General features: G+C 61.1%; 10 protein-coding genes and 1 tRNA gene. 6 read left to right on the top strand and 5 right to left on the bottom strand.

The window, feature by feature from the left end:
• Positions 1–37: 37 nt before the first annotated feature.
• Positions 38–1,267, bottom strand: coding sequence for a glycosyltransferase family 4 protein (locus tag AC1D02_RS08620; RefSeq protein WP_477315738.1), 1,230 nt, complete (start codon positions 1,265–1,267; stop codon positions 38–40).
• Positions 1,268–1,553: 286 nt separating this feature from the next.
• On the opposite strand from AC1D02_RS08620, the gene AC1D02_RS08615 reads away from it, so the two are divergent.
• Positions 1,554–2,606 (top strand): bifunctional UDP-4-keto-pentose/UDP-xylose synthase, encoded by a 1,053-nt coding sequence (locus AC1D02_RS08615; protein WP_477315736.1) that lies wholly within the window; start codon positions 1,554–1,556, stop codon positions 2,604–2,606.
• A gap of 65 nt (positions 2,607–2,671) precedes the next feature.
• On the opposite strand, the gene AC1D02_RS08610 is transcribed toward AC1D02_RS08615, so the two are convergent.
• Complete coding sequence (locus tag AC1D02_RS08610) at positions 2,672–3,445, bottom strand: FkbM family methyltransferase (RefSeq protein WP_477315734.1); 774 nt, start codon at positions 3,443–3,445, stop codon at positions 2,672–2,674.
• A 307-nt stretch (positions 3,446–3,752) separates the two neighbouring features.
• Between AC1D02_RS08610 and AC1D02_RS08605 the strand changes: the two genes are divergently transcribed.
• The 4 genes from AC1D02_RS08605 (at position 3,753) to AC1D02_RS08590 (ending at position 10,905) form a co-directional block, all read left to right on the top strand.
• Complete coding sequence (locus tag AC1D02_RS08605; protein WP_477315732.1) at positions 3,753–4,295, top strand: hypothetical protein; 543 nt, start codon at positions 3,753–3,755, stop codon at positions 4,293–4,295.
• Between the two features lie 123 nt (positions 4,296–4,418).
• A complete protein-coding gene (locus AC1D02_RS08600; RefSeq protein ID WP_477315730.1) occupies positions 4,419–6,626 on the top strand; it encodes a TonB-dependent receptor plug domain-containing protein in 2,208 nt (735 codons plus the stop codon).
• A gap of 79 nt (positions 6,627–6,705) precedes the next feature.
• The gene (locus AC1D02_RS08595; protein WP_477315728.1) at positions 6,706–8,748 is read left to right on the top strand and encodes a M13 family metallopeptidase; all 2,043 of its coding nucleotides are present in this window, start codon (positions 6,706–6,708) and stop codon (positions 8,746–8,748) included.
• Between the two features lie 120 nt (positions 8,749–8,868).
• Positions 8,869–10,905, top strand: coding sequence for a M13 family metallopeptidase (locus AC1D02_RS08590; RefSeq protein ID WP_477315726.1), 2,037 nt, complete (start codon positions 8,869–8,871; stop codon positions 10,903–10,905).
• 219 nt (positions 10,906–11,124) lie between these two features.
• On the opposite strand, the gene AC1D02_RS08585 is transcribed toward AC1D02_RS08590, so the two are convergent.
• The 3 genes from AC1D02_RS08585 to AC1D02_RS08575 form a co-directional block, all read right to left on the bottom strand.
• Positions 11,125–11,201, bottom strand: a tRNA-Thr gene (locus AC1D02_RS08585).
• Positions 11,202–11,383: 182 nt separating this feature from the next.
• Positions 11,384–12,133: a class I SAM-dependent methyltransferase gene (locus AC1D02_RS08580; protein ID WP_477315724.1), complete on the bottom strand. Its 750-nt coding sequence runs from the start codon at positions 12,131–12,133 to the stop codon at positions 11,384–11,386.
• 120 nt (positions 12,134–12,253) lie between these two features.
• Positions 12,254–13,357, bottom strand: coding sequence for a sugar-transfer associated ATP-grasp domain-containing protein (locus AC1D02_RS08575; RefSeq protein WP_477315722.1), 1,104 nt, complete (start codon positions 13,355–13,357; stop codon positions 12,254–12,256).
• Positions 13,358–14,294: 937 nt separating this feature from the next.
• On the opposite strand from AC1D02_RS08575, the gene AC1D02_RS08570 reads away from it, so the two are divergent.
• Positions 14,295–15,344: a glycosyltransferase family 2 protein gene (locus AC1D02_RS08570; RefSeq protein WP_477315720.1), complete on the top strand. Its 1,050-nt coding sequence runs from the start codon at positions 14,295–14,297 to the stop codon at positions 15,342–15,344.
• Positions 15,345–15,353 lie beyond the last annotated feature (9 nt).

The following is a 15,353-nucleotide window of genomic DNA, read 5'->3' as shown; positions in this document are numbered from 1 at the left end:
CCAGCGCAAAAATTGCGCGGCCGCGGGGCCGGCGCTGTTATTTCGACACGACCGACTTGAGTGCGGCAGCGGCAGCGGCCGCGGCGCGCGTCCCGGCGCGCGCATTGATCACCCGCGTGAACAGGTCGAGCTGGCCCTGGGTGGTGTCTTCCCAGCTGAAGCTCTCGGCGTAGCGCCGGGTCGCCGCATGGTCGGGATAGCTGGCCCGCAGCGCGCTGACGGCGTCGGCCACGCCACGCGCGGTGCGATCGCGCATCAGGACGCCCGCTGCGGGCGCCGCCACCACTTCCGGCGTGCCCCAGACGTTGCTGGCCACCACCGGGGTGCCGCAGGCCATCGATTCAAGCAATACGTTGGCCCAGCCCTCGCGCGAGGACGCCAGCACCAGCGAGTCGGCGGCGCCGTAGTACTGCGCCAGGTCCACTTGCGGCACGGATCCCAGGAAGCGAACGCGATCGGCAACGCCAAGCTGCCGCGCCAGTGCCTGCAGCCGGGCCAGCTCGGGACCGGCGCCGGCCAGCATCAAGGTCGCATCCGGGATCAGCGGCAATGCCGAAATCGCCAGGTCATGCCCCTTGACCGGCTGAAGATTCCCTACCGAGAGCAGCACGAAACCGTCGACGCCGAGCGCGGCGCGCAGGGCGGCGCGGTTGCCAGGCTGGAATCGCTGCAGGTCTACGCCGTTGCGCAACACCGTGACCTTGCGGGCGTCGACGCCAAGCTGCACCAGTTCGGTCTTGAGCGCGGTGCAGACCGTGATGATGGCGTCGGCGCCGGCGGCGGCGTGCTGGATCAGCTTGCGCGCGATGCGGTGCTGGGGAATCAGGCTGATGTCGGAGCCGCGCGCCGTGATCACAACCGGCTTGTTGAAATAGCGCCCCAGTGCAACCGCGGCGACGCCGTCGGGATAAAAGTAGTGCGAATCGATGGCATCGAAGTCGAATCCCTCGTCGATCAGGCGGCCGATTGCCGACTTGACCCCTTCGGTCATCAGCCAGGGCGCCATCTCCATGCCGATTTTCGGGATCGAAACGAACCGCGGATGCAGCACGTCGAAGCCATTGCGATCTTCCTGGGCCGGCACGCGGGCGAAACGGGCGTAACTGCCGAAGCGTGAATTGGCTGAAGGAAACCAAGGGACCGGGGCCACGACCTTCGATTCGACCTTGCCGCTGGCGACCAGGTAGCGCAGGCGCGTCTCGACGAAGATACCGTGATTGGGCTGCTCGGTGTTCGGGAACAAGGTGCTAAAAGTCAGTAACTTCATCGATTCCTCGGGACGTGAGGCTGGATTGCATCAGGCGCCGTCATCTTACCGTATGGCGCCGGCAAAAGTTGTTGCAAATTCACACGTACTGGGACTCCGGGACCCACTCGCTCATCGAGGCGCATCCGAGGCATCCTGTCGAGGTATCCGCGCCGCATGTTGATGCTTGTCATTTGCGCAAGTAGGTGGGCGACCCACCGGCCACTCCTGGAAATGGGTCTGGGGCGTTTTTTGGGAATGCTATAATCGCGGGTCAACTATTCGGCCTGTGTAGCGCCCTCCAACAATGAAAAAAGTCCTCATCCTCGGTGTCAACGGCTTCATCGGCCACCACCTTTCCAAGCGCATCCTCGAAACAACCGATTGGCATGTGTACGGCATGGACATGCATTCCGAGCGCATCAAGGACTTGCTGGCCGACGAATCGTACAAGGCGCGCCTGCATTTTTTCGAAGGCGACATCAACATCAACAAGGAGTGGGTTGAGTACCACGTCAAGAAGTGTGACGTGATCCTGCCGCTGGTGGCGATCGCCACCCCGTCGACCTACGTCACCGATCCGCTGCGCGTGTTCGAGCTGGACTTCGAGGCGAATCTGCCGATCGTGCGTTCGGCGCACAAATACAAGAAGCACCTAGTGTTCCCGTCGACCTCCGAGGTGTACGGCATGAGCCCGGACGCCGAGTTCGATCCGGAGAATTCGCCGCTGGTGTACGGCCCGATCAACAAGCCGCGCTGGATCTATGCCTGTTCCAAGCAACTGATGGACCGCGTGATCTGGGGCTACGGCATGGAAGGGCTGAACTTCACGCTGTTCCGTCCTTTCAATTGGATCGGCGCCGGTCTCGATTCGATCCACACGCCGAAAGAAGGTTCGTCGCGCGTGCTGACCCAGTTCCTCGGCCACATCGTGCGCGGCGAGAACATTCAGCTGGTCGACGGCGGCGAGCAGAAGCGCTCGTTCACCTACGTCGATGATGGAATCGATGCACTGGTGCGCATCATCGCCAACGAAGGCGGTGTCGCCACCGGCAAGATCTACAACATCGGCAACCCGAGCAATAACTATTCGATCCGCGAACTGGCGAACATGATGCTGGAACTGGCCGCCGAATACCCGGAATACCGTGAGTCGGGTAAACAGGTCAAGCTGGTCGAGACCAGCTCGGGCGCCTACTACGGCAAGGGCTACCAGGACGTGCAGAACCGCGTGCCGAAGATCGACAACACCATATCCGAACTGGGCTGGAAGCCGACCTTCACGATGCGCGATGCGCTGGTCGGCATCTTCGATTCGTACAAAGACAAGCTGGGCGATGCCAAGCAGCTGAACGACTGAGGTTTGAACCCCTAAGAGAAAACGGGCTGCCAGTGCAGCCCGTTTTCTTCGTTCGGCCCGAGGCGCTAATGCATCCTGACCATCGGGCCGGACCGCGAAAGCGCATGCTCGGTGGGAAAAAAGAGCATGTTCCCGCCCATGAAGCGCTCTTTGTCGCCGAAGTGGGCGCTGTTCGAGTGGATGTCGCGTTTGAAGTCGTGCAGCGGTATCCAGCGACTACCGAACCGGAACCAGCCGGCGTACTGCTGTTCGGTGAGGAAGTCGAACACCTGCGGCAGGTCCTGGTCATATTTCAGCGGCGACACCTCGGTCATGATCGTCGGCCGACAGCGCTTGATGGTTTCCAGCGCGCCGCGCAGTACTTCGCGCTCGTGCTGTTCCACATCCACTTTCAAAAAACCGACATTGTCGAATTGGGCGGAATCGATGGTGACCGATTTGACCTGGAACTCTTTGATCGGCCCGTCGAACTCCTGCGCGATGCTCGCCAATTCATGCAGGTCGTTGCCGTTCGAATCGAGTGGAATGGACAGCACTACGTCGCCGGCGCAGTCGGAGAGTGCCAGGTTCCGCACGCTGACATGCGGGAACATCTTGCTCAGGGAAGAGGCGAGGCGGGGATTCGGCTCGAACGCATAGACGTGGCGTGCGTGCTTTTGCAGAAAATAGGTGTAGGTGCCGATGTTTGCGCCGGCGTCGATTGCGTCGCGGCCGGCCGGGGAAAGCTGGGAGATCAACCGGATTTCTGCCTCGCCATGCAGATAGTGATCCAGCGCCTGCATATGCAGCACGAGCCGTTCAGGCATCGCATTCTTGATCATTTTCTTCAACATGTTCATCTGCTCATCCATTCGCCAAGGCGTTATTGAAAGGGGGACAAACTGCGACCACAGGGAACGACTTTACTCCGAATGACGTTCCGATTGGTAGCATCCAGACAACACATCATTCGCGGCGGTGGAAATCGTGGCGCAGGTAGCAAAACGTATAGCCATGTATCGATTTACACTCGTGCAGTAAGCAAATGTAATTGTCGGCATCATTGTCGAAATGTCAGCCTATAGTGAATTCGTTTTCTCTCCCCCACCCTTGAAGTGGTTTAGCCCATGGCCCCCCGTGGGCTTTTTTTCGCCCGGAGCCTGTGCCATGAGCCGTTTCCCGATCCGCCGCACCCTTGCCGCCGTCATGCTGGCCGCTGCCGGCGCCGCCGCCTTCGCCACTCCCGTGATGGAGATGCGCGCCGAAGACCTGGTGCCGATGGCGTCCGAATTTCGCCAGGAACTGAAGCTGAACGCCAACCAGCAGACCCTGTGGCTGCAGGTGGAAGGGCGCAGCAAGGCGCTGCTGCGCGAGCGCGTCGCGCGGCGCGAGCGGCTGCAGGCGGCGCTGAAAACCGCACTGGGCGCGCCGAAGGCCGAGCTGCGCGAACTGAACGCCGCGCTCGAGGCGGAGCAGGCGGCCAGCCGCCAGGAAGACCAGCAGCTGCGCGAGTGGTGGCTGGGCGTGAACGACGCGCTCGACGACGGCCAGCGCCAGCAGGTCGCGACCATGGCGGCCGAGCAGCTGATGCGGGTGCCGGCCGGCGAACAGCGGTCCGGGCCGCCGCGCGGGGGCGAGGAGGGCAAGCAGCGCCGCGGCGGCGGGCGCGGCAAGCCGGGCGGCGCCATGGGCGGACCCGGCGCCCAATAAACAACGCTTGTGTATCGTTAAGTAAAAAACGGCGGCGGCCCGGCCGCCGTCGTAGTTCCGCGGCTAGAATCCCCTCAATCCTGATCACCCCGCCTGGGCTTCGCCCGGGCTTTGCTCCATTCCATGAACAAACTGCTTCCCCTCGCTTGCCTCGCCCTGATCGGCGCCGTTCCCCACCTGCACGCACAAACAGTTGAACCCGCCACGCCGGACTCCAAGGCCAAGGCGGCAAAGCCCGCCGCCAAGGTGCAGAGCGTGGTGGTGCAGGGCACGCGCGCCGACGACACCGAAACGCGGCGCCTGTCGACCGCCTCGAAGATGGTGTTCGGCCGCGAGGAGCTGGACCGCAACGGCGACAGCAGCGTCGGCGAGATCCTCAAGCGCCTGCCCGGCGTGACCGTGGGCGGACGCCCGGGGCGCGGCGGCGGCGGCGTGCGCATGCGCGGCCTGGGCAACGGCTACACCCAGATGCTGGTCAACGGCGAACGCCCGCCCGGCGGCTTTTCTCTCGAGTCGCTGTCGCCCGACCAGGTCGAGCGCATCGAAGTGATCCGCGGCCCGGTCGCCGAGCACAGCACCCAGGCCATCGCCGGCACCATCAACATCGTGCTGCGCGAAGGTTACCAGCAGAAGGACATCCAGCTGCGCCTGACCGACGGCATCGAGCAGGGCCGCCACAGCCCGAACGTGTCGGTGACGGCGCCGGGCAAGATCGGCAAGCTGACCTGGCTGATGAGCGGCTCGGTGTTCGAGAACCGGCGCCATGACGACAGCCACACCCACAACCTCGACCAGACGGCGGCCGGCGCCGTCGTGCGCGAGCAGGAAGTGCACGACCAGAGCGCGGGCAAATCGCGCGGCGTGCACCTGTCGCCGCGCCTTTCGTACAAATTCGACAGCGGCGACACGCTGACCTTCCAGCCCTTCCTGGTGCATAACGAAAACACCAGCAACTCGCAAAGCGACGTGACGCAGTCGATCGGCGCCGTGGCGCCGGAATATGCGCGCCAGCTGGGCGACTCGTCGTCCACGTCGACCTTCCTGCGCGGCTTCGGCAACTGGGTGCACCGGATGGACGCCGGCGCCAAGCTGGACGTGAAGTTCGGTTTCGGCGGCGGCAAGAGCGACAGCGACACGCTGCGCCGCACCTTCGACGGCGCCGGCGTCGCGAAGAAAACCTATACCGACAGCGACAGTACGCGCGACCATGGCCTGAACACCGGCGGCAAGTACACCACGCCGATGGGCACGGGCCACCTGCTGGCGGCCGGCTGGGACATCGAAGCGAACCACCGCGGCCAGACCCACGTCGCGCTCGACACCGGCGACGTCCAGTTCGACGACTCGGGCGCCAACCTGACCGCCGACACGCGCCGCATGGCGGCCTTCGTGCAGGACGAGTGGGACATCACGCCGCAGTGGTCGGCCTACCTCGGCCTGCGCTGGGAAGGCATCCGCACCACCTCGACCAGCAGCGGCGCCGACGTGCAGAACACCAGCCGTGTGTGGAGCCCGGTGCTGCACACGGTGTACCGGATTCCCGGCCACGAGAAGGACCAGGTGCGCGCCGCGCTGACGCAAAGCTACCGCGCGCCGGCCCTGAACGACCTGATCGCCACGCCGTCGTTTTCGACCGACAACCGGCCGACCCGCCCCGACCGCACCGGCAACCCGAACCTCAAGCCCGAGCTGGCCAAGGGCATCGACGTCGCCTACGAACACTACCTGGGCAAGAGCGGCCTGGTGTCGGCCAGCGCCTTCGTGCGCGACATCGACAACCTGATGCGGCGCGAAACCACGCTGCGCCAGACCAGCCTCGGCCCACGCTGGGTGTCGAGCCCGGTCAACATCGGCCATGCGCGCACCAGCGGCGTCGAACTGGAAGCGAAGTTCCCGCTGACCGAGGTGATGGCCGGCGCGCCGAACATCGACCTGCGCTCGAACTACAGCCGGTTCTGGTCGAATGTGGACGGCATTCCCGGCCCGAACAACCGGCTCGACCAGCAAGCGAAGCAAACCGCCAACTTCGGCCTCGACTGGCGCCTGAAGGACTTGCCGCTGACCGTTGGCGGCGGCCTGAACTGGACGCCGGCGATCCTGGTGCAGACCACCACGAGCGAGCTGGTCAGCACGGGCGTGAAGCGCCAGCTCGACCTGTACGGCCTGTGGAAATTCAATCCGCGCTACCAGCTGCGGCTGTCGGCCAACAACCTGTTCGCCGACGATTACGACAGCGGCCGCACGGTCAGCAGCAACGGCCTGGCCCAGTCGGCCTTCACCACCGCGCACACTTATGCAACATTTAGCATAAAACTTGAAATGAAGCTGTAACCACGGGCCCCGCGCCTATGATACATTTGCCCACCGGCTATCCGCCGACCCCTTTTCACTGCCCCATGAGGACATCGCCTTGAAGCCATTATTGCTGAGCACCCTTTCCCTGAGCCTGGTCGCCGCCTTCGCCGTGGCCGCGGACAACACCGCGCCGACCGCGCCGATCTCCGGCATTGCCAAGGAATACATGCAGCCGTCCGTGCGCGCGCAGGACGATTTCTTCACTTACCTGAACGGCGAGTGGCTGCGCACCACCGAGATCCCGTCGGACAAGTCGAGCTGGGGCACCTTCGCCAAGATGCGCGACGACCTGACGCCCCAGCTGCGCGGCATCATCGAAGCGGCGCAGAAGGACAGCAAGAAGAAGGCCGGCACCGACACCCAGAAGATCGGCGACCTGTACGGCAGCTACATGGACCAGGCGCAGCTCGACAAGCTGGGCTACAAGCCGCTGACGGGCGAACTGCAGCGCATCCACGCGCTGCGCGACAAGAAGGCGATCCCCGCGCTGATGGCGCACCTGGCGCAGATCGGCGTGGGCACCCCTTACGCCATGTTCGTCGGCCAGGACGCGCGCGAATCGACCCGCTACGCCGTCAACCTGAGCCAGAGCGGCCTGGGCCTGCCGGACCGCGACTATTACCTGAAGAAGGACGACGCCAAGCTGGCCGACGCGCGTGCCAAGTACGAGCTGCACGTGGCCAAGGTGATGGGCATGGCCGGCGAGAAGGACCCGGCCGGCGCCGCCAAGGCGATCGTCGCGCTGGAAACCGCGCTGGCCGAAGCGCAGTGGACCAAGGTCGAGAATCGCGACCCGGTCAAGCGCTACAACAAGATGAGCTTCGAGCAGCTGGGCGCGCTGACCCCAGGCTACGACTGGAAGCAGGCGCTGGCCGCGGCCGGCGTGGCCGGCAAGACCGACTACATCATCGTCAACCAGCCGAGCTACCTGACCGGCTTCAACCAGGTGCTGGAAAAGACCGACCTGGCCACCTGGCAGTCGTACTTCGCCTGGCACCTGCTGCGCGCCTACTCGCCTTACCTGTCGCAGGCGTTCTACGACGCCAACTTCGACTTCTACGGCAAGGTCATTTCCGGCACCAAGGAAAACCAGCCGCGCTGGAAGAACGGCGTGGCCACCGTCGAAGGCGTGCTGGGCGAAGCGGTCGGCCGCCAGTACGTGAGCCAGTACTTCCCGCCTGAGCGCAAGGCCCGCATGGAGCAGCTGGTGGCGAACATGCTCGAAGCGTACAAGCAGAGCATCGACACGCTCGACTGGATGAGCCCTGAGACGAAGAAGGAAGCGCAAGCCAAGCTGGCCAAGTTCAAGCCGAAGATCGGCTACCCGAACAAGTGGCGCGACTACTCGGCGCTGACGATCAAGCAGGGCGACCTCGCCGGCAACATGATGCGCGCCCGTACCTTCGCGTACAACCGCGGCGTCAACAAGCTGGGCAAGCCGATCGACCGCGAAGAGTGGGGCATGACGCCGCAGACGGTGAACGCCTACTACAGCTCGACGATGAACGAGATCGTGTTCCCGGCCTCGATCCTGCAGCCGCCGTTCTTCGACATGCGCGCCGACGACGCGGTCAACTACGGCGCGATCGGCGCCGTGATCGGCCACGAAATCAGCCACGGCTTCGACGACAAGGGCAGCCAGTCGGACGGCGACGGCAACCTGCGCGACTGGTGGACCAAGGAAGACCGCGCCAAGTTCCAGGCCAAGGCCGACGCGCTGACCAAGCAGTACGACGGCTACAGCCCGATCAAGGGCTACAACGTCAACGGCGCGCTGACCTTGGGCGAGAACATCGGCGACAACTCGGGCGTCGCGGTGGCCTACAAGGCCTACAAGATCTCGCTGGGCGGCAAGCCGGCGCCGGTGATCGACGGCTTTACCGGCGACCAGCGCTTCTTCATGGGCTTCGGCCAGGTATGGCGCAGCAAGATGCGCGACGAGCAGATGATCGTCCAGGTCAAGACCGACCCGCACTCGCCGGGCCAGTTCCGCGCCAACGGCACGATGATGAACCAGCCGGCGTTCTATGAGGCGTTCGACGTCAAGCCGGGCGACAAAATGTACCTGGCGCCGAAAGACCGCGTCATCATCTGGTAAAGCGAAAATGGGGTCAGGTCCGAGGACCAGACCCCGCCGCAGCATCCGAAGTTGGGGTCTGGTCCTGCGGACCTGACCCCATCTTTTTGACCTGAATAATAAAATTTTGGAGACAAGACCTTGAAACCTACCTTACTGAGCGCGCTGATCCTCGGCGCCTTCGCCGTCAGTGCCAGTGCAGCCTCCGTTAAACCGGCTAAGCCGACCTCCGGCATCGCCATCGACTACATCGAGCCCACCGTGCGCGTGCAGGACGACTTCTTCACCCACCTGAACGGCAAGTGGCTGAAGAACACCGAAATCCCGTCCGACAAGGCCAGCTGGGGCACCTTCGTCATGCTCGACGACGCGCTGCGCCCGCAGCTGCGCGCGATCATCGAAGACGCGGCCAAGACCAAGGCCGCCGCCGGTTCCGACGCCCAGCGCATCGGCGACTTCTACGCCAGCTACATGGACGAGCAGAAGGTCGACGCGCTCGGCCTGGCGCCCTTGAACGCCGAACTGGCGCGCATCGCCGCCATCAAGGACAAGTCGGAACTGCCGGCCATGATGGCGCACCTGGGCCAGCTGGGCGTCGGCGTGCCGTACGACTTCGGCATCCACCAGGACGCCAAGGATTCGACCAAATACGTGGCCGACATTTCGCAGGGCGGCCTGGGCATGCCCGACCGCGACTACTACCTGAAGGCGGACGACGCCAAGATGGCCGACGCGCTGGCCAAGTACCGCGTGTACGCCGAGCAGATGCTGGCGCTGGCCGGCGACAAGAACGCCGCCGCCAACGCCGCGGCCATCGTCGGCTTCGAGACCGAGCTGGCCAAGGTGCAGTGGACCAAGGTCGAGAACCGCGATCCGGTCAAGACCTACAACAAGGTCGAGCTGGCCAAAATGGCCGAAGTGGCGCCAGGCTTCGACTGGAGCGCCTACCTGGCCGCGGCCGGCATCAGCCAGAAGGTCGGCTACGTGGTGGTCAGCCAGCCGAGCTACCTGAAGGGCTTCGCCGACGTTTCGGCGAAGACCCCGCTCGACACCTGGAAGGCTTACCTGCAGCTGCACCTGATCACGTCGTACGCCAACTTCCTGTCCAAGCCGTTCGTCGACACGCGCTTCGCGTTCTACGGCACCACGCTGTCGGGCATCAAGCAGATGCAGCCGCGCTGGAAGCGCGGCGTCGGCACGGTCGAGCAGGCGATGGGCGAGAGCCTGGGCAAGCTGTACGTCGAGAAGCATTTCCCGGCCGAGCGCAAGGCGCGCATGGAGGTGCTGGTCAAGAACCTGCTGGCGGCCTACAAGCAGAGCATCGACAAGCTGGACTGGATGACGCCGGCGACCAAGAAGGAAGCCCAGGCCAAGCTGGCCAAGATCACCACCAAGATCGGCTATCCGAACAAGTGGAAGGATTACTCGGCGCTGGTCGTGTCGCGCGACGACCTGGTGGGCAACGTGATGCGTTCGCGCGCGGTCGAATCGAACCGCGAGCTGAACAAGCTGGGCAAGCCGATCGACCGCGAAGAGTGGGGCATGACGCCGCAGACCGTCAACGCCTACTACAACCCGGAAATGAACGAGATCGTGTTCCCGGCGTCGATCCTGCAGCCGCCGTTCTTCGACGCCAACGCGGATGACGCGGTCAACTACGGCGCCATCGGCGGCGCGATCGGCCACGAGATCAGCCACGGCTTCGACGACCAGGGTTCGCAGTACGACGGCAACGGCAACCTGCGCGACTGGTGGACCGCGGCCGACCACGCCAACTTCAAGGCCAAGACGCAGATGCTGGTCAAGCAGTACAGCGGCTACAGCCCGCTGGCCGGCTACAACGTCAACGGCGAGCTGACGCTGGGCGAGAACATCGGCGACAACTCCGGCGTGGCGATCGCCTACAAGGCGTACAAGATCTCGCTGCACGGCAAGAAGGCGCCGGTGATCGACGGCCTGACCGGCGACCAGCGCTTCTTCATGGGCTTCGGCCAGGTGTGGCGCAGCAAGATGCGCGAGCCGCAGCAGATCATCCAGGTCAAGACCGACCCGCACTCGCCGGGCCAGTTCCGCGCCAACGGCACCATGATGAACCAGCCGGCCTTCTACGACGCCTTCAACGTCAAGCCGGGCGACAAGATGTACCTGGCGCCGAAGGACCGCGTCATTATCTGGTAAGCAGTTGAACGGGCAGCGACAAAAAGGGGCGCACTCTGCGCCCTTTTTTGTCGATCAGGACAATCCAGGAAAATTCGCGCCGAATGCTTGACAAGACATGGGGCAGCTAGTGGCACACTGCGCGAGCACCCGTTCGGTGGTGAAAGCGATGGCCTCTGCATTAGGGCCGCACTTATAAAAAAACCGGCGCAACGCCGGCTTTTTTAAGAGGTAGAATTCTGGTGCCAACTGCCGGATTCGAACACGGCGACCTGATGATTACCTTTCATCTGCTCTTCCACCTGAGCTAAGTCGGCATAAAATAATACTAACAAAAAAAGTACTTACAGCCCAAACGATTTCAGTTTTTTCGGGCAGTTCAACGTGTCAGCGTCCCCGCAACACAACAAAAAAGTACAGTACAAATTGATGTAGTCTTAGGCTTGGAAGTCGCGTACATTTTTCTCTTGAACCCAAATTTTTCGAGCCGGAAATTTGTTTAAGCCGGTTTGCGAAACGCGCCGACGAAAATTTGTCCGGCAAGTTCAGTTTTTCCTAGCCGCATTAGATTCATGACCTTGCTTAGCATTAAAAGTCGGGGCGAACCACGTACCGTACCGTACGGGTCGCCGAACGACGTCAACTGAACCGTCTGAAATCCGGCTTCCTCGGCGCACTTGCGAATTTGCCATTGTGTCAAGGGTGTCAAATGTCCGTCGCGCTTATATTCCATATCCCCGAACCAGGCGAAAGTACCTGATCGCAGGAAACGCAGGATCGATGCGGTATTGTCAAGATTCGGCGTCGACATCACCAAGACCCCTCCAGGCTTTAACATCTGGAAACATTCCCGGGTGAAGTGTCGCGGGTTTTCCAAGTGCTCAATAATTTCGGATGCCACGATCGCATCGAAACTTTGTTTTCTTCCGGCCGAGAATTGACTGTTCAAGTCGGCTTGAAAAAAAGGGACGGAAGAATGCAACCTGAAATTCTCGGACACATAGTCGGTCGCGGTGACTTCGTAACCTGCGTCTATGAGGCGCTGGCTCATCGCGCCCGATCCGGCAGCGAGGTCCAGGACGGTGCCGCCAATCCGGCAATGCTCTCGAACTCGCTCGGCAGTAAATTCGTGCAGACCAGGCAGCGCATGTATCCGTAGTCCTTTGTAGCCGCCCACCGCGTCAATTCCCGCGGCCTTTCTGTACATATCCACTTGAATTTTGGAAACGGGTCCGACGTCACCTTCCATACTGCCTCCATGTTGGGGATGTTCATACTACGCCATTATCGTCAATTTTCACAACCAAGATGTCATGAGCGCTGACGGGGGCCGTTGTGGCGGGCCATTTTCTCCCTTTGCGCAGGCTGCCTAATTAGTCGAGCGCACCGCTGCACGATGCGTCAGATTGTCAGATTCGATCTGTTGGAGGATGTCGCGCAGATGACTGTCCATAAAGCCGACGCCAGATATTGCCTGAGGCACGGCGAGTTCGGACTCCGTGTTCAGTTCAAGCAGCACCGCGCCTTCAGGGCACAGGGCGACATCCCAGTTCTGAAGTCGCAAGCCCGGGAAATGGGCACTGGCGGATTTGACCAGTGCAACAGCATCTTCCCAGTGTGGCAATTGAAACCCGATCATCAGCCTGCCTGTTGAAGGGTGTCTTTCAATCTGACCCGCCGGCCCCATCTTCGAAATAGCGCGGACGATCTTGCCGTTGGTCTTGTCGACAGCGCCCAAGCAATTGCCATAATCACCGTGCGAAAAATTATCAAGCATGTTTTTTCCGGCGGTGATTTTCCAGAAGGCGGTGTGGATTTCCGGACCTTTCGACGTAACGAAGCATATAAATCGCACGCAGCTGATCGCCGAAGTTCCAGTCAATTCAGCGATAGCCGGATGGACGACGAGCGGTTTCTGGAACAGCATGCCACGATAAGGGGCGAACTCGAAAGGCTTTAGAAAGCTGTCGATGTCGATCTTGGTTCCATCCATCAGATTCAGGTGTTCCCCTTCGCGTTCGGCCACGCCCATTACGCCGCGGCCGTAACCTGCCGATATCGGTTTGACGTAAAACGGATAAACCTCACGTCGAAGAAATTTCCGCACTTCCTCCGTGGTAGTGAGCAGCTGCTCGTATCCGAGGCGCCGCCCGCCGGCTGTGTACGTCGCCAGCGGAGTTGGCGATGGTAGGCGCGCCGCCAACAAAATCGCGTGGTTGATCAGCTTGTCGTTCGCCAACACGCGGGACTGGAAGTTGTTGAGCAATCGGTCGAGTTCGCCACTCCGTTTCCAGCCGATGAACTCGTCGAGCTTTGCGCGCGTGATCGCCGGGTCAGCCATGCCGTATTCGACGTACTCGCTCATCCCGACAGCCTGCTCGCTGAACCGAAGCGTGACAGCTTCCAAAAGCTGCTGAAACACGGGCTTTCCGCCCGCGACGCGCGCTGCTCGCATGTTGCTAATGATTGACATTGGTGCCTTTGATGCATGTTATTTAGACACAGAAGAGTACCGCAGTATGCTTTGAGCAACAAGGCACTTCGGAATAGCAGGTGCGCAATGTTCTGGGATGTACAACAACAAACCTTCGCGCCCCGGGCTGCCTTGGCTAAGGGCAAACTGGGAAAAACACAGCAAGATAACCGCGAGAAATCCGGGCCCATGGCAACCATGGCGGCAAATGCGGATTGGTGGTCTACTAAAGATAGGTATTGATGAACACTCGGGTCGGGCGGGTCGCCGGAATTCCCTGGATGGCGGTCAGAGCAGGAACTCAGTAGGGCACTCACTCCGCGCCACGCGGTCCTGCTGGCTGGGATAAGCTGGCATTCATGACCGTGGCAGCGGCGACCAGCATTGCGTCCACGCTGCGGGCATGCTTCAATTGCGCGAAGTGCTTCCAGACGTGCACGGCGAACATCCACTCCTTCAGCAGCAACTGCGTGCGAAATCACGCGAATTTTCCGTTGTTTGCCAAGCCAGAATTGTCGCCACAGGGCTTTGGCTGCGCTTATCTGCCCGACTATGACCGGTCGCGCGACACCGTTTTGCTATTTCGCGGCGGGGTGCTTCCACAGTCCACTACTCGGGCTTCGTATCAACCGAGGTGAGCCCGGTCGTCTGGGAACTGAACGACTTCGCTGCACGATTAGTGCGGAGTTGTACTGGAAAAGCTTGCTCACAAAGCGGATGCGTGCCTTGTTGCGGAGATGCACCGATCGCCAGTCCATCAGATGGACTAAATTGCTATGAGAAAATAACGACGTACCACGCGCACCTTTCGGAATTTATGCTAATGTCATTAGAAAAATGATTGGTCACGGCAGCATTTGCGATCTGATCGTCTACTTATTAATGCGCTGCCGGCACGCGCACGCGTATAACACCCATACCTGCCTCGAGAATTTTTATGACCATATTTCACCCCACCGCATCTCCCATTACTCCACACACCGACGCAGCGTCACCGCGCTCGAGGGATGATGCGGTTGCGGTCATAATTCCCTTTTTCCAGAGAAAGACCGGCATCCTCGCCAAGGCGGTTTGCTCAGCGCTTGCGCAGGCAAACACGGGGCCGGTGACCGTCTTCATCATCGATGATGAGTCGCCCGTATCCGCGAAGGAAGAGTTAGCCGAAATTATCCTTCTAAATCCGGGCAGTATTGTAATTGTCGAGCAACCAAATGGGGGGCCTGCAGCGGCGCGAAATCGCGGTCTGGACGAAGTTCCTTTGGAAACTCCTTACGTGGCCTTCCTCGATTCCGACGATGAATGGACTGGTTCTCACCTGTCAAACGCGCTCGATGCGCTGGCTCTCGGAAACGATTTCTATTTTTCCGACCACTTTCAGTTGAATCAGTCGGTGAGCGCCTTCAATCGCGCACAGCGCATTGAGGTAGGCCAGCACCCGCAAATAGGGAATGCGGAGCACTTGCGCAAATACGCCGGGGATATGTTCGATCAGATCCTAACGGGGAATATCATCGGTACTTCGACCGTTGTCTACCGATTTGCAAAGTTTCCGAGGTTGCGCTTTCGGGAAGAGTTCGTCTATGCGGGCGAAGACTATCTTTTCTGGTTGGAACTCTCTGCACTGAGCGACAAGATCGTATTCTCATCCCTTTGCGAATGTACGTATGGCGCCGGAGTAAACATCTTTGCCGGTTCTGGATGGGGTACTGAAAAATCGCTAACACGACTGCACTACGAAATGAAATACAAACGGGCACTCCCAAAATTGTTTCGACTTAACGAATCGCAATTGAAGACCAATGAGATTAGCGTGCGAAACCTACGACGAAGTTTCGTCACCGATGTGCTCCACAGGTTGAAAAATCGGACCCCAATCGAATGGAAACTTCTAAGGGGCCAGTTCGCCGTAGACCCACTCAGTCTGCTTTGCTTCGTGCCGCTGGCAGCGGCGATTATTTTGCAACGTCGAACGTTTCGAAGTGCTTGAAATTCGATG

Source organism: Massilia sp. P1_C10 (assembly GCF_056406475.1).
The sequence above is the reverse complement of the archived record's forward strand: the minus strand, read 5'-3'. Positions and strand labels throughout refer to the sequence as shown.

Bases quoted from the DNA above. Each gene is read 5' to 3' on its own strand.
- AC1D02_RS08615 (WP_477315736.1), top strand. From the start codon at position 1,554: ATGAAAAAAGTCCTCATCCTCGGTGTCAACGGCTTCATCGGCCACCAC.
- AC1D02_RS08580 (WP_477315724.1), bottom strand. From the start codon at position 12,133: ATGGAAGGTGACGTCGGACCCGTTTCCAAAATTCAAGTGGATATGTAC.
- AC1D02_RS08620 (WP_477315738.1), bottom strand. From the start codon at position 1,267: ATGAAGTTACTGACTTTTAGCACCTTGTTCCCGAACACCGAGCAGCCC.
- AC1D02_RS08570 (WP_477315720.1), top strand. From the start codon at position 14,295: ATGACCATATTTCACCCCACCGCATCTCCCATTACTCCACACACCGAC.
- AC1D02_RS08600 (WP_477315730.1), top strand. From the start codon at position 4,419: ATGAACAAACTGCTTCCCCTCGCTTGCCTCGCCCTGATCGGCGCCGTT.
- AC1D02_RS08605 (WP_477315732.1), top strand. From the start codon at position 3,753: ATGAGCCGTTTCCCGATCCGCCGCACCCTTGCCGCCGTCATGCTGGCC.
- AC1D02_RS08575 (WP_477315722.1), bottom strand. From the start codon at position 13,357: ATGTCAATCATTAGCAACATGCGAGCAGCGCGCGTCGCGGGCGGAAAG.
- AC1D02_RS08610 (WP_477315734.1), bottom strand. From the start codon at position 3,445: ATGAACATGTTGAAGAAAATGATCAAGAATGCGATGCCTGAACGGCTC.